Below are 24,964 nucleotides of genomic sequence, written 5' to 3' on the forward strand. Positions count from 1 at the left end.
ATCCCAATTATTCCTTAGTTGTCTCAACTTCGACATTCAATTTATCTGCTGATTGATGATCATCGTCATCTTCCGTATCACGCATTTCAATTTCTGTATCGTCGCTAGACATCATTTTAACGTCCATACCTAAACTTTGCAGCTCTTTAATCAATACTTTGAATGATTCAGGAACGCCTGGTTCTGGAACATTTTCGCCTTTAACAATTGCTTCATACGTCTTAACACGTCCAACAACATCATCAGACTTCACTGTTAAGATTTCTTGAAGAGTATAAGCAGCACCATAAGCTTCAAGTGCCCAAACCTCCATCTCACCGAAACGCTGTCCACCGAACTGAGCTTTACCTCCAAGAGGCTGCTGCGTTACAAGTGAGTATGGTCCAGTAGAACGAGCATGAAGTTTATCGTCAACCATGTGCGCAAGTTTGATCATATACATGACACCAACAGATACACGGTTATCGAATGGTTCACCAGTACGTCCGTCATACAGGATTGTTTTCGCGTCATTTGCCATACCAGCTTCTTCAATTGTGCCCCAAACATCTTCCTCACGAGCACCATCGAATACTGGTGTTGCAATGTGAATGCCAAGGTATCTTGCTGCCATACCAAGATGAAGCTCTAATACCTGACCGATATTCATACGAGATGGTACCCCTAATGGGTTTAACATGATATCGATTGGCGTACCGTCTGGTAAGTAAGGCATATCTTCTTCTGGTAAAATACGAGAGATAACACCTTTGTTACCGTGACGTCCGGCCATTTTGTCACCTTCAGAAATTTTACGTTTTTGAACGATATATGCACGCACAAGTTGATTCACGCCTGGTGGCAATTCGTCGCCATCTTCACGGTTGAATACTTTTACGTCTAAGATAATACCGCCACCACCGTGTGGTACACGTAGTGATGTATCACGTACTTCACGCGCTTTTTCTCCAAAGATAGCATGTAATAGACGTTCTTCAGCTGTTAATTCTGTTACACCTTTAGGTGTTACTTTACCAACAAGTAAATCTCCATCTTTTACTTCCGCACCAACGCGAATGATACCGCGCTCGTCAAGGTTGCGTAATGCATCTTCCCCAACGTTTGGAATGTCACGTGTAATTTCTTCTGGTCCAAGCTTCGTATCACGAGCTTCTGACTCATATTCTTCAATATGAATAGAAGTGTACACATCATCTTTTACAAGGCGCTCACTCATAATGATTGCATCCTCGTAGTTATAACCGTCCCAAGTCATGAAGCCAACAAGCACGTTACGTCCAAGTGCTAGTTCACCTAATTCCATAGAAGGACCATCCGCAAGGATTTCACCTTTTACAACTTCATTTCCAACACTTACGATTGGACGTTGGTTGTAGCAAGTTCCTTGGTTAGAACGAATGAATTTTTGCATTTTGTAGCGATCTAAGTCGCCTTTTACTGTTTGACCGTCAACTTCTACATAGCGACGTACCCAAACTTCACGTGCTTCTACGCGTTCAACAACACCAGGGTGTTTACAGATTACTGCAGCACCTGAGTCTTTTGCTGATACGTACTCCATACCTGTACCTACAATCGGAGATTCCGGATTCATTAACGGAACCGCCTGACGTTGCATGTTCGCTCCCATAAGTGCGCGGTTAGAGTCATCGTTTTCTAAGAACGGAATACAAGCTGTCGCTGCCGACACTACTTGTTTTGGTGATACATCCATGTAGTCGATACGTTCTTTATTTGTGACAATGTTTTCACCACGGAAACGAGCTACGATATCTTCATCAAGGAATTCTCCTTCTTCAGATAATTTCATATTCGCTTGGGCTACAACATAATTATCTTCTTCATCTGCTGTTAAATAATCAACATGCCCTGTTACAAGACCAGTTTCTGGGTCAACACGACGGTATGGTGTTTCAATGAAACCAAACTCATTTACTTTCGCGAACGAAGATAATGAGTTAATCAAACCGATGTTTGGTCCCTCTGGTGTTTCAATCGGACACATACGACCATAGTGAGAGTAGTGAACGTCACGTACTTCAAAGCCTGCGCGCTCACGCGTTAAACCACCAGGTCCTAATGCAGATAATCTTCGTTTGTGAGTTAACTCTGCTAATGGATTTGTTTGGTCCATGAACTGAGATAACTGAGAACTTCCGAAGAACTCTTTAATAGATGCAATAACAGGACGAATATTAATTAATGCCTGTGGTGTAATTGCATTTGTATCTTGAATCGACATTCTCTCACGAACAACACGTTCCATACGAGAAAGACCGATACGGAATTGATTTTGTAATAGTTCTCCAACAGAACGCAGACGACGGTTTCCTAAGTGGTCGATATCATCTGTATCCCCTACTTTGTATAGTAAGTTGAAGAAGTAACTGATAGAAGCAAGGATATCACCTGGTGTGATGTGTTTTACATCACGAGTAATGTTTGCATTACCAATTACATTAATTACGCGCTCGCCTTCTGACTCAGGAGCATAAATCTTAATAGATTGCAGCTCAACATCGCCTTCTACCACTCCACCCATTGGTTTCGCTGTTTTGAATCCAATGTTTTTCTCTAAGTAAGGTAAAATGCGATCAAGTGTACGACGATCTAAGATTGTTCCTTCTGCCGCTAAAATTTCACCAGTTTCTGGATCCACTAATGTTTCAGCTAAACGTTGATTAAACAATCTGTTTTTAATGTGTAACTTTTTGTTGATCTTGTAGCGACCTACATTTGCTAAATCGTAGCGCTTTGGATCAAAGAAACGAGACACAAGTAAGCTCTTAGCATTTTCTACTGTTGGTGGTTCACCAGGACGTAGACGCTCATAAATTTCAAGCAATGCTTTTTCTGTGCTATCTGTGTTGTCTTTTTCTAATGTGTTGCTTAAGTATTCGTTATCACCTAAAAGCTCGGTGATTTCTTGATCAGAGCCAAACCCTAATGCGCGTAACAAAACAGTTACAGGAAGTTTACGCGTACGGTCAATACGCACATATACAACATCCTTAGCATCTGTCTCATACTCTAACCAAGCTCCGCGGTTTGGAATTACAGTAGCAGTAAAACCACGTTTTCCGTTTTTATCCACTTTGCCACTATAGTATACGCTTGGAGAGCGAACTAACTGGGAAACGATAACACGTTCTGCACCGTTAATTACGAATGTTCCAGTCTCTGTCATGAGTGGGAAATCTCCCATGAACACATCTTGTTCTTTTACTTCACCAGTTTCCTTGTTGATTAGACGCACTTTTACACGAAGTGGTGCTGCATACGTCACATCACGCTCTTTGCATTCGTCTACAGAGTATTTAGGTTCACCTAAGCTGTAGTCGATAAATTCAAGCGATAGATTTCCCGTAAAGTCTTCAATCGGAGAAATGTCTTGGAACATTTCTCGCAAACCCTCATCAAGAAACCACTGATAAGAAGAGGTTTGAATTTCGATAAGATTTGGTAACTCTAATACTTCACTAATACGGGCATAACTTCTTCGTTGGCGGTGGCGTCCGTATTGAACTAGTTGACCTGTCAACTGCTTCACCCCTCAAATCATGAGTATTATAAATGCACAAAAAAATTTGTGCAAAATCACAAATAAATACAACTACTGCTATTTAGCGTAGTCTTTTTTCTCTTAAAGATAAATACGTTGAGTCTTTCTACCTGTTCAAAAAAGAAAAATGGCTTCTATAAGAAAACCATCATTCTGTTTCATAATCTGCTGATTTTACTATCTTTTCCAAGAGAAACAAAAATATACATCTTTCTCAACGCAGAAAATCATATATTGGCATTGTATAATGTTAACATAGCCAAAAATAACCGTCAACGTTTTTTTGATTTTATGATATAATATCCTTTTTTCTTTTCTACAACTTCGACTTCAGAAAATACTTCTTCTAGTTTCTTCAGCGCAGATGGTGCCCCTTGTTTCTTTTGAATAACAATCCACAACTCTCCGCCTGGAACTAAATGTTCTACAGCTTTTTCTAAAATCTCATGCACGATATCTTTACCTGCACGAATTGGAGGATTAGATAGAATAGCAGCATACATACCATCTACATTTTCATAGACGCTACTTTGAAAAATGTGCACATTTCCAATTCTGTTGTTAGCGGCATTTTCTTTCGCAAGCTCAAGTGCCCTTTCATTCACATCCACCATGTGAACTTTACGGTCTTGAAACTCTTTCGCCAACGATAAACCAATTGGTCCATATCCACAACCTACGTCTAATATATCACCTTTAATATCTGGCACTTGAAACGCTTCAATTAAAAGACGAGAACCAAAGTCCACTTCGTTTTTCGAGAACACCCCACGGTCAGATAAGAAAGTAAATTGAGATCCACGAAGCGCAAATTCCCATCGCTTACGATCACTTTTACTAGAAGGGTCGTTAGAAAAATAATGGTCTGCCATATGGCCACCTCTTTTCTTTACAGTTAAAAAAAAAGCTCGCATGAGAGCGAGCTTTTTTTAAAGCATCAAAAGTTAATTACTTAACTTCTACAGCAGCGCCAACTTCTTCAAGTTTAGCTTTGATTTCTTCAGCTTCTTCTTTAGCAGCAGCTTCTTTGATTACTTTTGGAGTGTTGTCAACTAATTCTTTAGCTTCTTTTAAGCCAAGACCAGTGATTTCACGAACAACTTTGATAACTTTGATTTTTTGTGCACCAGCGCTAGTTAGTTCCACATCAAATTCAGTTTTCTCAGCAGCAGCTTCTCCAGCGCCACCAGCAACAGCTACAGGAGCAGCAGCAGTTACGCCGAATTCTTCCTCGATAGCTTTTACTAAGTCGTTAAGTTCTAATACAGTCATAGATTTAACTGCTTCAATGATTTGTTCTTTAGTCATTGTAAATATCCTCCCTTAAATAGGTTTGTATTGTTTTATCGATAATACGTAATTATCTTTTAAAAAATTAAGCGCCTTGCTCTTCCTTTTGGTCTGCAACTGCTTTAGTAGCAAGTGCAAGGTTACGGATTGGAGCTTGAAGAACGCTAAGAAGCATAGAAAGTAAGCCTTCACGTGATGGAAGAGTAGCGATAGCTTTAACCTCATCAAGTGTTACAAGTTTACCTTCGATTACGCCCGCTTTAATTTCTAAAGCTTCATGATCTTTAGCGAAGTCGTTTAATACTTTCGCAGGAGCAACTACATCCTCGTTACTGAACGCGATTGCGTTTGGTCCTGTTAAGAATTCATTTAACTCAGCCATTTCAGCAGATTCTGCAGCACGACGAGTTAGAGAGTTTTTGTAAACTTTGAACTCAACGCCAGCTTCACGTAATTGCTTACGTAATTCTGTTGCTTCAGAAACTGTTAAACCACGGTAGTCAACAACGATTGTAGATTTACTAGCGCGAAGTTTGTCCGCGATTTCAGTTACAACTTGTTGTTTAGTTTCGATTACTTTGCTCATGTTATTACACCTCCTGTAGATTATATAGAAGATGTACCGAAAGTGCACTAAAAACCTCCATGCCCAACTTGTAGACATGGAGGCATATAGTCACAGAAAAAAATTCCGCTTCGTATATTAACACCTAGGTAGGGAATTAAGTCTATTGACACCTACTGTCTACGGTACACTAATTAAATTCACAACATAAATGATTATATTAAAACTTCTTTATGAAGTCAACTTCCAAAATTTACGCTAATGTAGAAACGTCTACACGTACGCCAGGTCCCATTGTAGAAGCAACTGTTACGTTCTTCATGTAAGTACCTTTTGCAGCAGCTGGCTTAACTTTTTGTAAAGTGTCAGCGATTGTTCTGAAGTTTTCTACTAATTTAGCATCTTCGAAAGATACTTTACCGATTGGAACGTGGATGTTACCAGCTTTATCAACGCGGTATTCAACTTTACCAGCTTTGATTTCGTTAACAGCTTTAGTTACATCGAAAGTAACTGTTCCAGTTTTAGGGTTTGGCATTAAACCTTTAGGTCCTAATACGCGACCAAGTTTACCAACTTCACCCATCATGTCAGGAGTTGCTACTACTACATCGAAATCGAACCAACCTTGTTGGATTTTACCGATGTAATCAGCATCGCCTACGAAGTCAGCTCCAGCAGCTTCAGCTTCTTTAGCTTTTTCACCTTTAGCGAATACTAATACACGTTGTACTTTACCAGTACCGTGTGGAAGAACAACTGCACCACGGATTTGTTGGTCAGCTTTCTTAGGGTCAACACCTAAACGGAATGCAGCTTCTACAGTTGCATCAAATTTAGCTGTGTTTGTTTTCTTTACTAATTCTACTGCTTCTGTTGCAGAGTAAGCAGCTGCACGATCAACAAGCTTTGCAGCTTCTACGTACTTTTTACCTCTTTTAGCCATTTTTATTTCCTCCTCGAATGTGGTTTTAGCGGAATAACCTCCCACGTTTACGCTTATTTTCAGGTATAACCTGAGGATGCGCGCCACCCATTTATTTAAAAACGATAATCATTTACGATAATAAAGGTTGCGAATTGGAATTCCAGACCCGCAACCTTTTTTAAAAAACAAATCGAATTAGTCTTCGATAACGATGCCCATACTGCGTGCAGTACCTTCAACCATACGCATTGCAGCTTCTACGCTAGCAGCGTTTAGGTCAGGCATTTTAGTTTCAGCGATTTCGCGTACTTTATCACGCTTAACAGTTGCCACTTTATTACGGTTTGGTTCACCAGAACCAGACTCAATACCAGCTACTTTCTTAAGAAGAACAGCAGCAGGAGGAGTTTTAGTAATGAAAGTGAATGAACGGTCCTCAAATACCGTAATTTCAACAGGGATGATAAGACCAGCTTGATCTGCTGTACGAGCGTTAAACTCTTTACAGAAGCCCATGATGTTAACACCTGCTTGTCCTAATGCTGGACCAACTGGTGGAGCTGGGTTAGCTTTACCTGCAGGAATTTGAAGCTTTACCATTTTAATTACCTTTTTAGCCACGAGACACACCTCCTTAAGTCCGTGATGTGGTCAATTGGACAGTGATTTGCCCTCCCACGTCATATTTTATCTCTAAGGATAAAATCTTTCAAAAAACGTCTCCGATAACGAAGACGTACTGACTTAAAAGATATTATCACTTTTTACAATTCATTTCAAGTTTCATTTTATAATTTTTCAATTTGATGGAAGTCAAGTTCAACTGGAGTCTCGCGACCAAACATGTCCACAAGCACGCTAACCTTCTTCTTCTCCACATCAATTTCTTCGATAGCACCTGTATAATCTGCGAATGGTCCCTCATTTACACGTACTGTCTCATGAAGTTCAAAGTCGAAATCAACCACTTCGTTGTCCATTCCCATATGTTTCATAATGGTAACAACTTCCTCTTCTAATAGAGGTGATGGTTTAGATCCAGAACCAGAAGAACCAACGAACCCAGTTACACCTGGTGTGTTACGTACAACATACCAAGAGTCATCAGTCATGATTAATTCTACTAATACATAACCTGGGAACACTTTTCTTTTCATTAATTTTTCTTTACCGTTTTTCATTTCTACTTCTACTTCTTCCGGGACAACAACACGGAAAATTTTATCTTGCATACCCATTGATTCTACACGTTTCTCTAGGTTTGCTTTTACTTTATTTTCATATCCAGAATAAGTATGGACAACATACCAACTTTTTTCCATTCATTTAGGACGAGCGTCCTTCCCTCCCTGACGTACATTTTTTTGCGCAAATGAAAAAACCCGTTCACCGGGCTTTTACACAGTTCTTATAAATAACATTATATCATGGATAAGTGCTTCTTATTCAAGAATTAACCAAGAATTAACCGAATTAAAGAAGAAATGCCCATATCAACAACTGCGAAGAAAATCGCAAAGAAGACAACTGTAGCGATAACAGTCGCTGTTGAACGGAGTAATTCATCTTTTTTAGGCCAACTTACTTTTTTCATTTCGCGACCTACATCGCCGAAAAAGTTCGTTAAACGCATCTACGGGACCTCCAGTGTATTATTTCAATTATTTATTTTGTTTCCTTGTGAACTGTATGCTGATTGCATGTTTTACAAAATTTCTTTATTTCAAGTCGCTCTACTGAGCTCGTATCTTTCATCGTAGAGTAGTTTCGATTTTTACACTCTTCACATGAGAGTACAACTTTTTTCCTCATTAGTTACACCAACCTTGTAACATTATGTCCCTAAAAATGTATCATACAATAAAAGACAATGTCAATGTCATGCCTTTTGTACTCCCTACAAAAAGAAAACAGGTGATTTTTTACACCTGTAGTACTTGTTATGAATTTAAAGTGGTACTCTCTCTCATTTCCATATATCGTTCCAATTTCCGCTTTACTCTCTGTAAAGCGTTATCAATAGATTTCACATGTCTATTTAACTGTTCCGAAATCTCTTGATAAGAACGGCCGTCTAGATATAAAGAAAGCACTTTTCTTTCTAAATCGCTTAATAATTCAGATATTTTAGATTCTATGTCTGTATATTCTTCCTGACTTATAATCATTTCTTCAGGATCAGTTACCTTCGCTTCCGAAATAACATCTAATAATGTCCGATCAGATTCCTCGTCATAAATCGGTTTATCTAAAGACACATATGAATTTAACGGAATATGCTTTTGCCTGGTTGCTGTTTTAATAGCGGTAATAATTTGTCGAGTGATACACAGTTCAGCAAATGCTTTGAATGAAGACAGCTTGTCCTCCTTATAATCACGAATCGCTTTAAACAATCCAATCATACCTTCTTGAACAATATCTTCTCGATCGGCACCCACTAAGAAATAAGATCTCGATTTCGCGCGAACAAAGTTCTTATATTTGTGAATCAAATATTCTAGAGCGTCAGTATTACCTTTTCGAACTAACTCAACGATTGCCTCATCTTCTAAATCACGAAATGTAACGTCGCCTACACTTACGAAGCCTGCTTCCACCTTGATCCCTCCGACCGCTATTTATTTAGAAATATTATACAGTAAAAAGACAAAGAGCGTCAATGCTTCAACGCTCTCCTCTTCTTAATTTTTCTAACTTTTCTGTAATATCTTTACTAAATATCTTTCGCATGGCGGGTTGCTTTTCTTTTGTGTCTTGTGTACGTCTTCTTACTTGTTGCTCCATCGCTTGTACTTCCAACTCTAATTCCCGCGCAGATTTCCGGAGCGCACCTTGAGCAAATATAACCCATTGTTCCGTATAATCAGAAGTCGCAACATATATTTGTGTATTTATATTTCTAAGTTCAATTGCAAGTTGCTCTATCTTTTCATCTGCCGTTTGATTCTTCCTCGTGAATATAACTTCCACACGCGATTGTTTCATCTTTTTTTCAATACCGTGGACTGTATAAGCATCAAAAACTATCATTACCTTTGTCCCTGTGTAACCTTGGTAATCCGCCATCTTATCAATCAATGCATCTCTTGATGACTGCAAATCTACATCCCGTAGTTTCTTCAAGTCTCCCCAAGCTCCAATAATGTTGTAACCGTCAACGATTAAAATATCGTTCATTTTCTATTTACCAATTTCGTTACGTTTACGATATACCTCATACATTAACAAACTTGCGGCCACTGAAGCATTTAAGGATGTAACTTTACCAACCATCGGTAAAGTAATTAAGAAATCACATTTTTCACCAATAATACGACTCATACCTTTTCCTTCACTTCCAATTACTAATCCAATTGGCATTTTACCATCTAAATTACGGTAATCCGTTTTCCCTTTTGCATCTGTACCAGCAATCCAAAGTCCACGTTCTTTTAATTCATCGATTGTACGAGATAAATTCGTTACGCGTGCAACAGGAATATATTCAATTGCCCCAGTAGACGCTTTCGCAACTGATGCAGTAAGTCCCACAGCTCTTCTTTTCGGAATTATAATTCCATGAGCTCCTGTTGCGTCCGCAGTACGCATAATAGAACCTAGGTTATGCGGGTCTTCAATTTCATCTAGAATTAAGAAGAACGGATCTTCATTACGCTTCTCTGCTACTTTGAATAAATCTTCTAACTCAGCATATTGATATGCGGCCACTTGAGCAATTACACCTTGATGGTTGCCCTCAACTAATTGATCTAACTTCTTTTTTGGTGCATGTTGTAAAATAATCTTATTTTCTTTCGCTAGTGCTAGTACAATTTGTACTTGTCCTTTGGCAGCACCTTCTGCGATCCAAATTTTATTAATATCTCTCCCTGATCGTAACGCTTCAATTACAGGGTTACGTCCGATAATATATTCACTACTCATGATGATATGCCCCCTTCCTTTTCTTCTAGAACAGCAATTGCCTTATATACAATTTCGTCTAATCTTTCACGATTATTTAATAAGTGATGATAGCCAATTAACGCTTCAAAGGCTGTACTATGTCGATATGTTTGTACATCTGTATTTTTCGGAACAGTACCTGAATTTGCATTACGCCCTCTTCTTAGTACTGCTTCTTCTTCCTCAGTTAAAAATGCTGTCTCTAATAAATGATAAACAACTTTCGCCTGTGCTTTTGCCGAAACAAAGCTTGTCCCTAATCGATGCAACTGATTAGGACGAACCTTCCCTTTTTGAAGTAGGTGATAGCGGATATATTGTTCATATACCGCATCACCCATATATGCTAACGCTAAGCTGTTTAATTGCTTTGCATCAATCATTCTTATCCTCTTTTCCATCTTGTACCTTGAGCGGTATCTTCTAAAATAATATTACGATCTTTTAAATCATCGCGAATTTGATCTGATAATGCAAAATCACGATTTTTACGAGCTTCAATACGTTTTTGAATAAGTGCCTCAATTTCTTCATCTAGTAACTCTTCTTGCGCTAATTCTAACCCTAAAATATCAAATAATGTTTCAAGTTGTTTTACGTACGCTTGAATTACCACTGTAGACGTATGTTCTTCCAGTAAATATTGATTTGCATGATTTGCTACATTATATAACTCAGTGATTGCATTAGCAGTATTGAAGTCATCATTCATCGCTTCTTCAAATGCAGTTTGGAATTTTTCCAGATCAGCTAACCATTTCTCATTATGATCTGTTAAATCCGTACTACTTTCCATACGGTGTTTTAAATTACCGTAAGCTGTTTTAATTCTTTCCAGTCCGTTATTTGTGCTTTGTAATAACTCTTCACTGAAATTAATTGGGTGACGATAATGTACTGATAACATAAAGAATCTAATTAACTGCGGATCATATTGCTTAATGATATCGTGAACTAAAATGAAGTTCCCAAGTGACTTAGACATTTTCTCATTATTAATATTAATATATCCATTGTGCATCCAATAACGTGCAAAAGTTTTTCCTGTTAACGCCTCAGACTGCGCGATTTCATTCTCATGATGAGGAAATGCCAAGTCTTGACCACCAGCGTGAATATCAATTGTGTCCCCTAAGTATTTACGCGCCATTGCCGAGCATTCGATATGCCAGCCTGGACGACCTTGACCCCAAGGGCTTTCCCAGAAGATTTCTCCTTCTTTCGCAGCTTTCCATAGAGCAAAATCAAGAGGGTCTTGTTTCTTTTCTCCTACTTCAATACGCGCACCGTGACGTAAGTCCGCGATCGGTTGATGCGATAACTTACCGTACCCTTCGAATTCCTTCGTTCTAAAGTACACATCCCCTTCTGATTCATATGCATATCCTTTATTCACAAGTTCTTGAATAAACTCAATAATAATATCCATATTTTCTGTTACACGCGGATGAACTGTTGCATGTTTGCAACCTAATGCCGTTACATCTTCAAAGTACGCTTCCACGAAACGGTCCGCAATTGTCGGCACATCTTCACCTAACTCATTTGCTGCTTTAATTAATTTATCATCTACGTCGGTAAAGTTAGATACATACTGCACATCGTACCCTTTATATTCTAAATAACGGCGCACTGTATCAAATACCATAGGTGGTCTTGCATTCCCGATGTGAATATAGTTATACACTGTAGGTCCGCATACATACATCTTTACCTTATTTTCTTCTAATGGAGTAAATTCTTCCTTTTGACGCGTTAACGTATTATAAATGTGAATAGTCATTTTTATCCTTCCTTTCTACCTTTACTTCAAGTTGTTTTTTCAATTTATCAAGTTCTACTTCCATGACCTTTAATTTATCAAAAATTGGGTCTGGAAGGTCGGAATGATTTAATTCTTGACCGATCTTTACTCCATTTTGAATAACGACTCGGCCAGGTATACCTACAACTGTAGAATGTGCAGGGACTTCTTTTAATACGACAGAACCTGCTCCAATTTTAGAATTCTCTCCAACTGTAATAGAACCTAGTACTTTAGCACCTGTTGCAATTAATACATTATCCTGAATTGTAGGGTGCCTCTTTCCCTTTTCTTTACCCGTACCACCTAATGTAACTCCTTGATAGATCGTTACATTGTCACCAATTTCGCACGTTTCTCCAATTACAACCCCCATTCCATGGTCAATGAAAAAACGACGACCAATTGTTGCTCCTGGATGAATCTCAATGCCAGTAAAGAAACGACTAACTTGTGAGATCCAACGTGCAATAAAGAAGAAATTCTTTTTATAAAAAGCATGTGCAATTCGATGGGCCCAAACTGCATGTAATCCAGAGTAAGTCAAAATGACTTCGAAATAACTTCTTGCCGCTGGATCCTGTTCAAAAACGACTTCAATATCTTCCCGAAGCCTCTTAAACATCGACGTTCCCTCCCCTTTATGGGCTGCTTTTTCAAGTGAACTAACTCCCTACTTATCCCCCTAAATCTTTATACACGTGGATAAAACTTATACTCATACCCAATTTTACGGTATAAAAAAAGACGCCTCTGTCATATTGACAGAGACGCCTTATAAGCGCGGTTCCACTCTGTTTAGGCTAAAAAAGCCTCAAACTCATCTCTGATAACGGTGTACACCGCTTCTGCTTACTTTATGTCCTAAGACGTTTCGCAAAACCATTTGCTGTTCAGCAGAAGACTCGAAGGGGCATTTCAAAAACCCGCTTATAAACCACTTCCAGCCTAAGGTGGTTCTCTCTGTAAAAAGCCTGATTTTCTACTTCTCCTTCTCGTCGCTTTTCCTTATTAGGTTTTAAGTATACTTATTATATTTCTAAACCTAGAAAATGTTAACCAATTACTTTTTGAAGACGATTTAAAACTTTTTCTTTTCCAAGAAGTGCAATAGCATTAGGAAGCTCTGGGCCGTGTGTTTGACCAGTAGTTGCAACACGGATTGGCATAAATAGGTTTTTACCTTTATGACCTGTTTCCTTTTGAACTGCTTTAATAGCCGCCTTAATTGCTGCCGGTTCCATAGCTTCTAGTGCTTCTACTTGACCAGCAAATGCACGAAGTACTTCTGGTACTTGTTCACCTTTTAATACTTCTTGTCCTTCTTCTTCATAATCAACATGATCTTTGAAGAACATTTCAGAAAGCTCTACAATTTCAGCTCCAAAGCTCATTTGTTCATGATATAACGCAATTACATCACGAATCCAAGCTTGTTCTTGTTCACTTAAAGTTTCACCTATACGTCCAGCCTTCACTAAATGCGGTAAGCTTAATTCTACCACCGTATCTAAATCTTGCTTTTTCATATATTGGTTGTTCATCCATTTTAGTTTTTGAGAATCAAATAATGCAGGTGATTTTGATAAACGAGCTGCATCGAACATTTTGATAAACTCTTCTTGAGAGAAGATTTCTTCTTCTCCTACTGGCGACCAACCTAGTAATGCAATAAAGTTAAAGATTGCTTCTGGAAGATATCCAAGCTCTTTATATTGCTCAATAAATTGAATAATAGATTCATCACGCTTACTTAATTTTTTACGGCTTTCATTTACAATTAAAGTCATATGACCGAATTGTGGAATATCCCAACCGAAAGCTTCATAAATCATCATTTGTTTTGGCGTGTTTGAAATATGGTCATCACCACGAAGCACGTGTGTAATTTCCATTAAGTGATCATCTACTGCTACTGCAAAGTTATAAGTTGGAATCCCATCTTTTTTCACGATAACGAAATCACCGAAATCATTTGAATGGAATGCAACTTCATCTTTTACAATATCTTTAAATGTGTAATCACGGTCAGCTGGTACACGGAAACGAATACTTGGAATACGTCCCTCAGCTTCAAATTCTTTCACTTGCGCTTCAGTTAAATCACGGTGGTTACCTGCGTAACGAGGTGTTTCACCACGAGCAATTTGCCCTTCGCGTTCTGCTTCTAGTTCTTCTTCTGTCATATAACATTTGTAAGCTAAACCACGCTCTAATAAATCTTCATATAACTTTTTATAAATATCTAAACGCTCTGTTTGACGATATGGTCCAAATTCACCACCAACATCAACACCTTCATCCCAGTCCATACCGAGCCATTTCAAGTATTTTAATTGGCTTTCTTCTCCACCAGCAACATTACGTTTTACATCAGTATCTTCAATACGAATAATAAACTTACCATCTTGATGACGAGCAAATAAATAATTAAATAATGCCGTACGCGCATTTCCGATATGTAAGTGTCCTGTTGGACTTGGCGCATAGCGCACTCTCACTTGCTTTTCCATAATTGGTACACCTTCCATTCTTAATGTCAACACATTCTATAATTGTACACCAAAAAAATGTGATTATCCATCTTACGAATTAAAAACCATTATTTTTTCTGTAATAAAACAACTGCTTGAGAAGCAATTCCTTCTTCTCTACCTGTAAATCCTAATTTTTCTGTTGTTGTTGCCTTTACATTGATATTATCAATAGACGTTTCTAATAGTTCACTAATGCGTTTACGCATACTTTCAATATGTGGTGCCATTTTTGGCTTTTGAGCAATAATTGTACAATCTAAATTCCCTAATTCATAACCTTGTTCACGCACAAATTCCCAAACCTTTTGCAACAATACAGCTGAATCAGCATCTTTAAAGGCAGGGTCTGTATCAGGGAAATGTTTTCCTATATCTCCTGCTGCAATTGCACCTAAACATGCGTCCGCGATTGTATGTAACAATACATCTGCATCGGAGTGACCGATTAATCCTTTCTCATGAGGAATTGTAACCCCACCAATAATTAACGGTCTACCCTCTGCGAATTCATGTACATCAAAACCTTGTCCAATTCGAAACATTTTTTACATCCTCCTCGAGCTAAACTACTGAGCTTTATGATTCTATATTATATCGCTATCCTTATAAAGAAAAGCCCGGCTGTTGCCGAGCTTTTCTTCGCTATAATCATTGCTATCATTTCTTTTGAACGTGAAGAAAACTTTCAGCAATTAGTAAATCCTCTGGAGTCGTCACCTTAATATTATAGTAACTCCCCTCTACTACACCTACTTGCTTCCCGATACGTTCTACCAGACTTGCATCATCTGTACCAAGAAAACAACTCTGTTTCGCACTTCTATGAGCTTCTAACAAAAGAGAAACAGAGAACCCTTGAGGTGTTTGTACAGCTTTAAGCTGAGATCTTTCTACTGTTTCTACAACAACACCCTGCTCTACTTTCTTAACAGTATCTTTCACTGGCACCGCACAAATGGAAGCTCCATATTTTTCTGCTGCAGTTAATACATCTTGAATCACTTTATTCGTTACGAACGGGCGCGCACCGTCATGTACAAGAACATACTCAACATCACTCGTATGCTGAATCGCGTTATATACACTATCTTGTCTTTCAGCTCCACCTTGAATAAATTGCACTGGCTTTTTAACCGGATACTTCTGCATTAACTCTTCAAAATACGGACGCTCTTCTTCATTAATTGCCATAATAATATTTTTACATGCTCTATCCTTTTCAAAAGCACGTAACGTATGCACAATAATCGGTACTTCATTAATAAGTAAGAACAACTTATTTTTGCCAGCACCCATCCGCTTTCCTTGACCCGCTGCTGGAATAATTAATGTATACATATTAATAATCCTCTACTTATAATGCTTTTTCTAATAATTTACGTTTGGCAAAAATCATACGCCCCGCCGATGTTTGTAACACACTCGTAACGAGTACATCGAGTTGTGAGCCTACATATTCTCTACCATCTTCTACTACAATCATTGTGCCATCATCTAAATATGCCACACCTTGATTTTGTTCTTTTCCATCTTTTACAACATAAACACTTAGTTCTTCACCTGGGAGTACAACAGGTTTAATTGCATTAGCTAAATCGTTAATGTTTAACACCGTTACCCCTTGTAATTCAGAGACCTTGTTTAAGTTGAAGTCATTCGTTACTACCGTTCCACCAGTGATTTTCGCTAACTTTACAAGTTTGCTATCCACTTCTTGAATATCATCGAAATCGCCTTCATAAATTTCTACCGGAATCGGCATCTCTTTTTGAATACGATTTAAAATATCTAATCCTCTACGACCACGATTACGTTTTAAAGCATCAGAAGAATCGGCAATATGTTGAAGTTCTTCTAACACGAATTGTGGAATGACAATTGTTCCTTCTAAAAACTTTGTTTGGCAAATATCAGCAATACGTCCATCGATAATTACACTTGTATCAAGAATTTTCCAATGCGCTAAAGATTCTTCTACCTCATTTTCTGGTTCTTCATTCTCACTATTATTATTTTTCTTCTTCCCACGTTGTGGTAATGTAAATAATCCTAGCAATTCATTCCTCTTTTTAAACCCTACTTGGAATCCTAAATATCCTAGTAAAAGAGTAAAGAACACTTGCAACACTGTACTAATAACTGGAATTGTAAATTCACGAATTGGTATTAAAATTAAATACGCAACAATAAGCCCAGAGATTAACCCTAATGTACCAAATAAAACATCTGCTACAGGCGCCTTTACAAGAGCCTCTTCAATATGCTTAATAAGTTGAACAATATAATCTACAAGCCAAAATGTTGTTAAAAATAAAATAATTGCACCAATAATTGCACGAACATACGATCCTTCCAATAAAGGAACGGCACCGATGTCTAATACATTAATAACTTTTGGGATTAAGTAAATCCCTAACGCTCCCCCGATTACTAAAAAGAAGAGCTGTACAATCCGTTTTAACATCCAACCACCTCCTACTCATTATTAACCATTGTTTCGCTAATCAAAACGCCGAATGCAAAAGCGGACGTGTTTTTTTATAAATAGTTTTATTTACCAATATATCATATCATATACCAAAAATGTTCTAGTGTCGTTATATTATGGAATCAATGTAATATTCTTAATTGTGTCTACTCATATAGAGATGCTCTTGAATTCTTTTTAGGCCTTCTCGTATTTTCTTCGCCCTGACTTCTCCAATTCCTTCCACATCATCTAATTCATTAATAGTTGCACGACAAACACCCTGCAAGGTTTTAAATCGATTAATTAAATTTTCAATGATAAGTGGTGGAACACGCGAAATTTTGCTTGTGATTCGGTATCCTCTCGGCGTCACACTTTCTTCTAAGCTCGTTTGTCCCGGATATCCGAGCAATTTAACTAAATCACTATCCTCTAGAAGTTGTGTATTCGCAAGCTCTTGTAACTTTTTCAAAATTTGATGATGGTCTTGTGTTTTTTCTTGATAGTAATCTTTAATTAATAGCGCTGCCTCTGCTTCTAAGTCGGCTAGTAGTTCCGTAAGTTGTAAACGAATTAACCTACCTTCTGTTCCCAATTCATGAATATAGCTCAATATTTCATTTTTAATACGTAGTACCATTTCAACACTATGTAAAACATGAACCACCTCGGACATTGTAACAACCTCTTCAAATTCTAGAATGCCCAAATTCGTAATCCCATCATTCCATACAGCCTTATATTTTTCTAACGTCTGAATAGCCTGGTTTGCCTTTGTTAAAATAACACCTATATCTTTTAGTGTATAACGTAAATTCCCTTGGTATAGTGTAATTACGTTACGTCTTTGTGAAATAGCCACAACAAGGCTACCAGTCTGCTTTGCTACACGCTCCGCTGTTCGGTGGCGCATACCTGTCTCAATAGAGTCGATAGATGACTCTGGAACTAACTGTGCGTTCGCAATCAAAATTTTACTTCCAGTTTCATTTAAAATAAGTGCCCCATCCATTTTTGCTAATTCGTATAAACTAGCCGGAGAAAATGCACAATTAATATGAAAACCTCCATCAACAATACTTTTAATCTGCTCATTATATCCAAGAACAATTAATCCCCCTGTTTGTGCGCGAAGTACATTATCTATCCCTTCGCGCAGTGGTGTTCCCGGGGCCACAAGTTGTAAAATATTAATCATACTTTTGACACGTTGCTTGTTTTCTTCCATAGCCTAGCCTCCTAATGTCAAACGAAGCGCTTCTCCTAAATTAGATACACCAACTACCTCAATCCCATCTGGAATTGTCCATCCTCCCAAATTTTTTCTAGGAATAATAGCGCGTTGAAATCCTAATTTAGCTGCTTCTTGTACACGTTGTTCAATTCTTGATACTCTTCTTATTTCTCCAGTTAATCCTACTTCTCCTATTACTGCATCGGTTGGTGCCGTAGATTTATCTCTAAAACTTGAAGCTATACTTAAAGCGACAGCTAAATCAATTGCTGGTTCATCTAACTTCAAACCACCTGCTACTTTTAAATATGCATCCTGATTTTGCAATAATAAGCCTGTTCTTTTTTCTAGCACTGCCATAATAAGCGATACACGGTTATGATCAATTCCCGTTGCCATTCTTCGAGGGTTTCCAAAACTAGTAGGGGAGATTAATGCTTGTATTTCTACTAAAACTGGTCTTGTTCCTTCCATTGAGGCAACCACTGTTGATCCTGCAACCCCAACTGGTCTTTCCTCAAGAAAAATTTCAGAAGGGTTTAATACTTCTGCAAGGCCAAGCTCTTTCATTTCAAAAATACCCATTTCATTCGTAGAACCAAAACGATTCTTTACTGCTCGCAAAATGCGGTATGTATGATGACGGTCTCCTTCAAAGTAAAGAACTGCATCGACCATATGTTCTAACATACGAGGTCCTGCAATCGCTCCCTCTTTTGTCACATGTCCAACGATAAAAATAGGGATTCCTTTCGTTTTTGCAAGTTTCATTAATTCCGCTGTACATTCACGAACTTGTGCCACACTTCCCGGCGCTGATGTTACTTCAGGTAGATGTATTGTTTGAATAGAATCAATAACAACAAAGGCTGGGTTCACCTCTTCAATATGTGTTGCAATTCGCTGTAAATCCGTCTCTGATACAACAAATAGATTACTACCATTTACATGTAAACGATCCGCACGCAGTTTAATCTGTTTTGCTGATTCTTCACCCGATATATATAGGACATCATATGAAGAATCTGCTAATTGCGATGATATTTGTAACAGTAACGTTGATTTTCCAATCCCGGGGTCTCCACCAATCAGTACTAAGGATCCATCTACAATCCCGCCACCAAGTACACGGTTAAATTCTTGAAATTTTGTTTCAATACGCGCCTCAGACTTTGTTTCCACTTCTGTTAGACGTCTTGGTTTTGTTACTTCTGTTTGAATTGCATTGGCATAATTAAGGCGCCTTGATGATACAACCGGTTCCATCTCTTCAACAAGCGTATTCCATTGACCACATCCAGGGCATTTCCCCATATATTTTGGCGACTGATACCCACACTCTTGACATGTGAATTTTGTTTTCTTTTTAGCCATATCGTTTTATATCTCACTTCACTTTCATCTATAAACAATTTATCCTTGTCGTACAAGAAAGAGGGCTATCTCGTAGCCCTCTTAGTTTGTCTATACTTATTTTACCTTTTCAGCACTATGAATGACAAATGATTCTCCTTCAACATCAAAGATAACTTTTTGTCCTTTCTCAATAGCACCTTTTAAAAGTTCTTCCGATAGTCTATCTTCTACATGTTTCTGAATTGCTCTACGAAGCGGACGAGCACCGTACTCTCGGTCAAACCCTTTATCAGCAATAGCCGAAATCGCTCCTTCTGTTAAATGCAATTCAATTTCTTGCTCTTTTAAGCGATTTACTAACTGATTTACCATAAGTGTTACAATCTCTTGAATATGTTTTTTCTCAAGCATATGGAACACGATAATTTCATCAATACGGTTTAAGAATTCTGGACGGAATGCCTTTTTCAGCTCATCCATTACTTTACCTTTCATATCTGAATAATCGCGGCTCTCATCTTGTACGTTAAATCCAAGATGTTTATTACGTTTTAACGCTTCTGCACCAACGTTAGATGTCATAATAACAATTGTATTACGGAAATCAACTGTACGCCCTTTAGAATCTGTTAAGCGACCATCTTCTAATACTTGTAGTAAAATGTTAAACACATCAGGATGAGCTTTCTCTACTTCATCTAATAAGACAACTGAATATGGCTTACGGCGAACCTTTTCTGTTAATTGTCCACCTTCTTCATATCCAACATATCCTGGAGGAGATCCAACTAAACGAGAAGTAGAATGCTTCTCCATGTACTCAGACATATCGATGCGAATCATTGCATCCTCATCACCGAACATAGATTCTGCCAACGCTCTTGCTAGCTCCGTTTTACCTACACCTGTTGGTCCTAAGAAAATAAATGAACCAATCGGACGTTTCGGATCTTTCAAGCCTGCTCTAGCACGACGAACAGCTTTCGCTACAGCTACTACTGCTTCATCTTGACCAATAACACGATCGTGAAGAATCGATTCTAAGTTTAATAATTTATCAGTCTCTGTTTGTGCAAGTTTAGAAACCGGGATACGAGTCCACGTAGAAACGACATTTGCAATATCTTCTACTGTCACTTCTGAGTTTTCTTTTCCTTGTTGCTCTTTCCATTGACGCTTCGTATCTTCTAACTTCTCACGTAAGCGTTGTTCCATATCACGTAACGAAGCAGCTTTTTCAAATTCTTGACTTTGTACAGCTGCATCTTTCTCTTTTCTAATTTCCTCAAGCTTCACTTCAAGCTCTTTTAGATTTGGTGGTGTTGTATAAGAGCGTAAGCGAACCTTTGAAGCAGCTTCATCAATTAAATCAATTGCTTTATCTGGTAAGAAACGATCTGTAATATAACGATCTGAAAGCTTTACAGCTGCATCAATTGCATCATCCGTAATAGATACGCGGTGATGTGCCTCATAACGATCGCGTAAACCTTTCAAAATTTGAGTTGATTCATCTAAACTTGGCTCATCAACGTGAATTGGTTGGAAACGTCTCTCTAAAGCTGCGTCTTTTTCAATATATTTGCGATATTCATCTAACGTTGTCGCCCCAATACATTGTAATTCCCCACGAGCTAAAGATGGTTTTAAAATATTCGATGCGTCAATAGCACCTTCTGCGCCACCTGCACCAATTAATGTATGAAGTTCATCAATAAATAGAATGATATTTCCTGCTTGGCGGATTTCATCCATTACTTTCTTCAAACGGTCTTCAAATTCACCACGGTATTTCGTTCCGGCTACCACTGTACCCATATCTAGTGTCATAACACGCTTATCTCTTAAAGTTTCAGGAACTTCATTATTTACGATTTGTTGTGCTAATCCTTCTGCAATTGCCGTTTTACCTACACCAGGCTCCCCAATTAATACAGGGTTGTTTTTTGTTCTACGACTTAAAACTTCAATTACACGTTGAATTTCTTTACCACGTCCAATAACAGGATCTAAACGATTTTCACGTGCAACAACTGTTAAATCACGTGCTAAGCTATCAAGTGTTGGTGTATTTGCATTTGTTGAAGAACCACCTTGATGACCTGAACTTGCTTCATTACTTCCAAGAAGTTGCAATACTTGTTGTCTTGCCTTATTTAAGCTAACACCTAAGTTATTTAAAACACGTGCTGCTACCCCTTCACCTTCGCGGATTAAACCAAGTAAGATATGTTCTGTTCCAACATAAGAATGGCCTAATTTGCGAGCTTCATCCATAGACAACTCAATAACCTTTTTAGCACGCGGTGTATAATGTACAGTTTGAGAAGCTTCTGTTCCGCGCCCAATTAACGCTTCTACCTCTTTTTGAACTTTCTCCGGGCTTAATCCAAGAGCAATCAACGCTTTTGCTGCAATTCCTTCACCTTCGCGTACAAGCCCAAGTAAAATATGTTCTGTTCCAATATTGTTATGCCCAATACGAATCGCTTCCTCTTGAGATAAAGCTAATACTTTCTGTGCTCTTTCTGTAAATCTTCCAAACATCATAGAAATCGCCTCCTACTTGCGCTTAGTTTTTTTCAATACGTAATCGCTCACGGATTAAGGTTGCTCTTCGATAATCTCTTTCTTCTGGTCCTAAAGGTCCTCCTGCATATTGTTGTAAAATGCCTGGCTGTGTAAGAACCATTAGCTCAGTCAAAATATTTCTCGATATACCTTTTATATATCCTAAATCAATACCAAGTCGTAAATCTGATAAGCAATTGGCTGCTTCCGCAGATTGAATTAAACGACTGTTGGCTAATATGCCATAAGAGCGATAAACTTTATCTTCAAGCTCAATACTTGAATTTTGTACAATTAATTCTCTAGCCATCTTTTCTTGCTGTATGATTTGTTGAATGACACTCTTTAAATCTGCAATAATATCTTCTTCAGATTTTCCTAGCGTCATTTGGTTTGACACTTGAAATATATTACCTAACGCTTCGCTACCTTCACCGTATATTCCTCTTACTACTAACCCTAATTTTTGAATTACTTGTATAATACGGCTAATTCTTTTCGTTAAAACGAGTCCCGGTAAATGAATCATTACAGAAGCCCTCAATCCTGTACCAACATTAGTAGGACAGCTTGTAATATATCCAAGTGATTCATCAAAAGCATATTCAACCTCTTTCTCAATCCAATTATCTATTTGATTGGCACTTTGAAGAGCCTCTGATAACTGCAATCCTGAAAATAAGCACTGAATCCGAATATGGTCTTCTTCATTCAGCATAACACTAATATGTTCGCTTTCTGACAATAGACATGCTCCATATTCTGTTCCTGCAAGGTTGGGACTAATTAAATGCTTTTCAACTAATACTCTCCTTTGAAGAGGCGTTAATTCATTCATTTTTAATAGCTCAAACTCTCCAAAAGGTTCTACCGTTTTATTTATAAATTCCTTTTTAAATAATTCTTGAATCAGTTTAGCTTCTTCTTCATTTTGCATAGTAGAGAATTGATATTTTTTAAAATTACGAGCCAAACGAATTCGACTACTTAAAACAATATCAGAATCAGGGCCATCCCCCTTCATCCATGGACTAATCGCTTCATTCATAATTTTGTCCAGTGACATAGAACTATTCCCCCTCTCTATGCTCACTAAGCTGATTTTCAAGGTTTCTAATTTTATCCCTTACTTCAGCAGCTTTCTCAAACTCCTCTTTCTGTACGTATTGTTTCAGAATGAGTTTTAGTTCATCTAATTCTTTCTTTAAGTGAATATTTCCTTCTATACGCTTCGGAATTTTTCCACAATGATCTGTATGCCCGCCATGAAGACGTTTTAATAACGGCTTTAAATGTTCCTTAAATGTATCGTAACAAGAAGCACATCCAAAGCGTCCTACCTTTGTAAGTTGCTCATATGTCATTTTACAATCTGGACATCTTAATATATTTGTGTTTGAAAATCCGCTTTTTCCTTCTTCAAACATTGTTGATTCACCGTGTAATAACCCAGCAAATAAATCATGGAATGAAAAGTTAGACTGCGATGATTGAAAGAAAGACGTATAGCCACTTTGTTCTGCACATTGCTCACAAAGATGAACTTCCGCCTTCTTTTCGTTAATTACTTTTGTATAATGTAAAGTTGCTGGTCTTATATTACAGTTTTGACAAGTCATCACTATCCCCACCTTTACAACAGGAACGATCTATCTCATAGTACTTTTCATACATTACTAGACTGTTCACTTTCCTTTATTCGTTTACATAAAAGTGCGTGTTCTTTTTTTTCAAAACTTCTACAATATTTAACTGCCTTATCTCTTAGTTATTATTCTTTTACAAAAGCTGTATTTATTTATATTTCAGTGTTCTTAACATTGCGCATAATATTCGAGCCCTAAGTTCATCTCGAGAAGGAACATCCATTGATAATACAGAACGATCTAGTACGCTTAACATAAGTTTAGCTTCACGATTCGTTATGATTCCCTCTTCTATTAAACGTATAATCATACTCTCTGCATTTCCTTGCGCAACGCTATGATCAATCATATGAAGCATTTGATCAATAATGTCTATATCATCATGCAGTTTGACTTTTATAATGCGAATGTAACCTCCTCCACCACGTTTACTTTCTACTACAAATCCTCTTTCTAACGTAAAACGGGTATTGATTACATAATTGATTTGAGATGGTACGCACTCGAATCGATCCGCAATCTCATTTCTTTTGATTTCAATCACATTATTATTACTTAAGTCAATAACTTGCTTTAGATATTGCTCAATGATATCAGATATATTTCTCATTTATCCGCCACCTTTATTGACTTTGACTATCTTTGACTTTAATTATATACGTATTAATAAAATTTGCAACTCTTTTGCTTATTTACTATCCTAGCCACATTCTCCTGTATTTAATCAAAATAATAATTATTTAAATACATTTTTAATTACTATGGATTATAAAATAAAACACGAAAAAACACGAGTCATTTGACTCGTGTTTAGTTGCTTGGCGACGTCCTACTCTCACAGGGACAAGGTCCCAACTACCATCGGCGCTAGAGAGCTTAACTTCCGTGTTCGGTATGGGAACGGGTGTGACCTCTCTGCCATCATCACCAAACTATGAAGGCATATTCCTTCAAAACTAGATAACATTGCTACATATTATATGGTTAAGTCCTCGATCTATTAGTATTCGTCAGCTCCACATGTCACCATGCTTCCACCTCGAACCTATCAAC

25 protein-coding genes, 1 rRNA gene and 2 other annotated features are annotated in these 24,964 nt (G+C 37.8%); all 26 genes read right to left on the reverse strand.

Annotation, left to right across the window (positions count from 1 at the left end; all coding sequences use genetic code 11):
• Window positions 1-7: 7 nt before the first annotated feature.
• The gene (rpoB, locus tag ACTFRS_RS27755) at window positions 8-3,541 is read right to left on the reverse strand and encodes a DNA-directed RNA polymerase subunit beta (RefSeq protein ID WP_000147555.1); all 3,534 of its coding nucleotides are present in this window, start codon (window positions 3,539-3,541) and stop codon (window positions 8-10) included.
• Window positions 3,542-3,834: 293 nt separating this feature from the next.
• Window positions 3,835-4,434 (reverse strand): class I SAM-dependent methyltransferase, encoded by a 600-nt coding sequence (locus ACTFRS_RS27760; RefSeq protein WP_029439121.1) that lies wholly within the window; start codon window positions 4,432-4,434, stop codon window positions 3,835-3,837.
• A gap of 76 nt (window positions 4,435-4,510) precedes the next feature.
• Window positions 4,511-4,870 (reverse strand): 50S ribosomal protein L7/L12, encoded by a 360-nt coding sequence (gene rplL, locus ACTFRS_RS27765; RefSeq protein ID WP_000159736.1) that lies wholly within the window; start codon window positions 4,868-4,870, stop codon window positions 4,511-4,513.
• Between the two features lie 67 nt (window positions 4,871-4,937).
• On the reverse strand, window positions 4,938-5,438 hold the full coding sequence (gene rplJ, locus ACTFRS_RS27770) for a 50S ribosomal protein L10 (protein WP_000048716.1): 501 nt from the start codon (window positions 5,436-5,438) through the stop codon (window positions 4,938-4,940).
• Between the two features lie 39 nt (window positions 5,439-5,477).
• Window positions 5,478-5,621 (reverse strand) — a sequence feature (ribosomal protein L10 leader region).
• A gap of 49 nt (window positions 5,622-5,670) precedes the next feature.
• On the reverse strand, window positions 5,671-6,363 hold the full coding sequence (gene rplA / locus ACTFRS_RS27775; RefSeq protein WP_002020168.1) for a 50S ribosomal protein L1: 693 nt from the start codon (window positions 6,361-6,363) through the stop codon (window positions 5,671-5,673).
• A 177-nt stretch (window positions 6,364-6,540) separates the two neighbouring features.
• On the reverse strand, window positions 6,541-6,966 hold the full coding sequence (gene rplK / locus ACTFRS_RS27780; RefSeq protein WP_001085872.1) for a 50S ribosomal protein L11: 426 nt from the start codon (window positions 6,964-6,966) through the stop codon (window positions 6,541-6,543).
• A gap of 167 nt (window positions 6,967-7,133) precedes the next feature.
• The gene (gene nusG / locus ACTFRS_RS27785; RefSeq protein WP_000415794.1) at window positions 7,134-7,667 is read right to left on the reverse strand and encodes a transcription termination/antitermination protein NusG; all 534 of its coding nucleotides are present in this window, start codon (window positions 7,665-7,667) and stop codon (window positions 7,134-7,136) included.
• Between the two features lie 131 nt (window positions 7,668-7,798).
• A complete protein-coding gene (gene secE / locus ACTFRS_RS27790) occupies window positions 7,799-7,978 on the reverse strand; it encodes a preprotein translocase subunit SecE (protein WP_001241321.1) in 180 nt (59 codons plus the stop codon).
• A gap of 32 nt (window positions 7,979-8,010) precedes the next feature.
• The gene (gene rpmG, locus ACTFRS_RS27795; RefSeq protein ID WP_002070160.1) at window positions 8,011-8,157 is read right to left on the reverse strand and encodes a 50S ribosomal protein L33; all 147 of its coding nucleotides are present in this window, start codon (window positions 8,155-8,157) and stop codon (window positions 8,011-8,013) included.
• A gap of 128 nt (window positions 8,158-8,285) precedes the next feature.
• Window positions 8,286-8,945 (reverse strand): RNA polymerase sporulation sigma factor SigH, encoded by a 660-nt coding sequence (locus tag ACTFRS_RS27800; RefSeq protein WP_000387198.1) that lies wholly within the window; start codon window positions 8,943-8,945, stop codon window positions 8,286-8,288.
• Window positions 8,946-9,012: 67 nt separating this feature from the next.
• On the reverse strand, window positions 9,013-9,525 hold the full coding sequence (locus tag ACTFRS_RS27805) for an NYN domain-containing protein (RefSeq protein ID WP_000997883.1): 513 nt from the start codon (window positions 9,523-9,525) through the stop codon (window positions 9,013-9,015).
• Between the two features lie 3 nt (window positions 9,526-9,528).
• Window positions 9,529-10,272 carry a 23S rRNA (guanosine(2251)-2'-O)-methyltransferase RlmB gene (gene rlmB, locus ACTFRS_RS27810; RefSeq protein WP_000093759.1) on the reverse strand — a complete coding sequence of 248 codons (744 nt, stop codon included), beginning with the start codon at window positions 10,270-10,272 and terminating at the stop codon, window positions 9,529-9,531.
• Window positions 10,269-10,676 carry a Mini-ribonuclease 3 gene (locus ACTFRS_RS27815; RefSeq protein WP_242293991.1) on the reverse strand — a complete coding sequence of 136 codons (408 nt, stop codon included), beginning with the start codon at window positions 10,674-10,676 and terminating at the stop codon, window positions 10,269-10,271. Before ACTFRS_RS27815 ends, rlmB begins: the two co-directional genes overlap by 4 nt.
• A 2-nt stretch (window positions 10,677-10,678) precedes the next feature.
• Entirely contained in the window at window positions 10,679-12,076 is a 1,398-nt protein-coding gene (gene cysS, locus ACTFRS_RS27820; protein ID WP_048553561.1) for a cysteine--tRNA ligase, read from the reverse strand.
• A complete protein-coding gene (gene cysE, locus ACTFRS_RS27825; RefSeq protein WP_000476500.1) occupies window positions 12,057-12,722 on the reverse strand; it encodes a serine O-acetyltransferase in 666 nt (221 codons plus the stop codon). Before cysE ends, cysS begins: the two co-directional genes overlap by 20 nt.
• 138 nt (window positions 12,723-12,860) lie before the next feature.
• Window positions 12,861-13,105: a binding site (T-box leader), on the reverse strand.
• 47 nt (window positions 13,106-13,152) lie between these two features.
• Window positions 13,153-14,610 (reverse strand): glutamate--tRNA ligase, encoded by a 1,458-nt coding sequence (gltX, locus tag ACTFRS_RS27830; protein ID WP_000415154.1) that lies wholly within the window; start codon window positions 14,608-14,610, stop codon window positions 13,153-13,155.
• 89 nt (window positions 14,611-14,699) lie between these two features.
• On the reverse strand, window positions 14,700-15,176 hold the full coding sequence (gene ispF, locus ACTFRS_RS27835) for a 2-C-methyl-D-erythritol 2,4-cyclodiphosphate synthase (protein WP_000488396.1): 477 nt from the start codon (window positions 15,174-15,176) through the stop codon (window positions 14,700-14,702).
• A 115-nt stretch (window positions 15,177-15,291) separates the two neighbouring features.
• Complete coding sequence (gene ispD, locus ACTFRS_RS27840; protein ID WP_242293993.1) at window positions 15,292-15,972, reverse strand: 2-C-methyl-D-erythritol 4-phosphate cytidylyltransferase; 681 nt, start codon at window positions 15,970-15,972, stop codon at window positions 15,292-15,294.
• A 16-nt stretch (window positions 15,973-15,988) separates the two neighbouring features.
• Entirely contained in the window at window positions 15,989-17,098 is a 1,110-nt protein-coding gene (locus ACTFRS_RS27845) for a PIN/TRAM domain-containing protein (protein ID WP_000919684.1), read from the reverse strand.
• Between the two features lie 160 nt (window positions 17,099-17,258).
• Entirely contained in the window at window positions 17,259-18,332 is a 1,074-nt protein-coding gene (gene disA / locus ACTFRS_RS27850; protein ID WP_000392168.1) for a DNA integrity scanning diadenylate cyclase DisA, read from the reverse strand.
• 3 nt (window positions 18,333-18,335) lie between these two features.
• Complete coding sequence (gene radA, locus ACTFRS_RS27855; protein WP_001085212.1) at window positions 18,336-19,712, reverse strand: DNA repair protein RadA; 1,377 nt, start codon at window positions 19,710-19,712, stop codon at window positions 18,336-18,338.
• 96 nt (window positions 19,713-19,808) lie between these two features.
• Window positions 19,809-22,244 carry an ATP-dependent protease ATP-binding subunit ClpC gene (gene clpC, locus ACTFRS_RS27860; protein WP_000971179.1) on the reverse strand — a complete coding sequence of 812 codons (2,436 nt, stop codon included), beginning with the start codon at window positions 22,242-22,244 and terminating at the stop codon, window positions 19,809-19,811.
• 22 nt (window positions 22,245-22,266) lie between these two features.
• Window positions 22,267-23,331 carry a protein arginine kinase gene (locus ACTFRS_RS27865; protein ID WP_000050822.1) on the reverse strand — a complete coding sequence of 355 codons (1,065 nt, stop codon included), beginning with the start codon at window positions 23,329-23,331 and terminating at the stop codon, window positions 22,267-22,269.
• A 4-nt stretch (window positions 23,332-23,335) separates the two neighbouring features.
• Window positions 23,336-23,884, reverse strand: a complete 549-nt coding sequence (locus ACTFRS_RS27870; RefSeq protein WP_000128395.1) for a UvrB/UvrC motif-containing protein — start codon at window positions 23,882-23,884, stop codon at window positions 23,336-23,338.
• A gap of 175 nt (window positions 23,885-24,059) precedes the next feature.
• The gene (gene ctsR / locus ACTFRS_RS27875) at window positions 24,060-24,521 is read right to left on the reverse strand and encodes a transcriptional regulator CtsR (RefSeq protein WP_001244563.1); all 462 of its coding nucleotides are present in this window, start codon (window positions 24,519-24,521) and stop codon (window positions 24,060-24,062) included.
• 206 nt (window positions 24,522-24,727) lie between these two features.
• Window positions 24,728-24,843, reverse strand: a 5S ribosomal RNA gene (gene rrf / locus ACTFRS_RS27880).
• Between the last annotated feature and the right edge of the window lie 121 nt (window positions 24,844-24,964).

Source organism: Bacillus cereus group sp. MYBK139-1 (assembly GCF_051916915.1).
GTDB lineage: Bacteria > Bacillota > Bacilli > Bacillales > Bacillaceae_G > Bacillus_A > Bacillus_A pacificus.

Excerpts from the sequence above, each read along its gene's own strand:
- ACTFRS_RS27760 (WP_029439121.1), bottom strand. The coding sequence starts at position 4,434 with ATGGCAGACCATTATTTTTCTAACGACCCTTCTAGTAAAAGTGATCGT.
- rplL (WP_000159736.1), bottom strand. The coding sequence starts at position 4,870 with ATGACTAAAGAACAAATCATTGAAGCAGTTAAATCTATGACTGTATTA.
- rplJ (WP_000048716.1), bottom strand. The coding sequence starts at position 5,438 with ATGAGCAAAGTAATCGAAACTAAACAACAAGTTGTAACTGAAATCGCG.
- rplA (WP_002020168.1), bottom strand. The coding sequence starts at position 6,363 with ATGGCTAAAAGAGGTAAAAAGTACGTAGAAGCTGCAAAGCTTGTTGAT.
- nusG (WP_000415794.1), bottom strand. The coding sequence starts at position 7,667 with ATGGAAAAAAGTTGGTATGTTGTCCATACTTATTCTGGATATGAAAAT.
- secE (WP_001241321.1), bottom strand. The coding sequence starts at position 7,978 with ATGCGTTTAACGAACTTTTTCGGCGATGTAGGTCGCGAAATGAAAAAA.
- rpmG (WP_002070160.1), bottom strand. The coding sequence starts at position 8,157 with ATGAGGAAAAAAGTTGTACTCTCATGTGAAGAGTGTAAAAATCGAAAC.
- ACTFRS_RS27805 (WP_000997883.1), bottom strand. The coding sequence starts at position 9,525 with ATGAACGATATTTTAATCGTTGACGGTTACAACATTATTGGAGCTTGG.
- rlmB (WP_000093759.1), bottom strand. The coding sequence starts at position 10,272 with ATGAGTAGTGAATATATTATCGGACGTAACCCTGTAATTGAAGCGTTA.
- ACTFRS_RS27815 (WP_242293991.1), bottom strand. The coding sequence starts at position 10,676 with ATGATTGATGCAAAGCAATTAAACAGCTTAGCGTTAGCATATATGGGT.
- cysS (WP_048553561.1), bottom strand. The coding sequence starts at position 12,076 with ATGACTATTCACATTTATAATACGTTAACGCGTCAAAAGGAAGAATTT.
- cysE (WP_000476500.1), bottom strand. The coding sequence starts at position 12,722 with ATGTTTAAGAGGCTTCGGGAAGATATTGAAGTCGTTTTTGAACAGGAT.
- gltX (WP_000415154.1), bottom strand. The coding sequence starts at position 14,610 with ATGGAAAAGCAAGTGAGAGTGCGCTATGCGCCAAGTCCAACAGGACAC.
- ispF (WP_000488396.1), bottom strand. The coding sequence starts at position 15,176 with ATGTTTCGAATTGGACAAGGTTTTGATGTACATGAATTCGCAGAGGGT.
- ispD (WP_242293993.1), bottom strand. The coding sequence starts at position 15,972 with ATGTATACATTAATTATTCCAGCAGCGGGTCAAGGAAAGCGGATGGGT.
- ACTFRS_RS27845 (WP_000919684.1), bottom strand. The coding sequence starts at position 17,098 with ATGTTAAAACGGATTGTACAGCTCTTCTTTTTAGTAATCGGGGGAGCG.
- disA (WP_000392168.1), bottom strand. The coding sequence starts at position 18,332 with ATGGAAGAAAACAAGCAACGTGTCAAAAGTATGATTAATATTTTACAA.
- radA (WP_001085212.1), bottom strand. The coding sequence starts at position 19,712 with ATGGCTAAAAAGAAAACAAAATTCACATGTCAAGAGTGTGGGTATCAG.
- clpC (WP_000971179.1), bottom strand. The coding sequence starts at position 22,244 with ATGATGTTTGGAAGATTTACAGAAAGAGCACAGAAAGTATTAGCTTTA.
- ACTFRS_RS27865 (WP_000050822.1), bottom strand. The coding sequence starts at position 23,331 with ATGTCACTGGACAAAATTATGAATGAAGCGATTAGTCCATGGATGAAG.
- ACTFRS_RS27870 (WP_000128395.1), bottom strand. The coding sequence starts at position 23,884 with ATGACTTGTCAAAACTGTAATATAAGACCAGCAACTTTACATTATACA.
- ctsR (WP_001244563.1), bottom strand. The coding sequence starts at position 24,521 with ATGAGAAATATATCTGATATCATTGAGCAATATCTAAAGCAAGTTATT.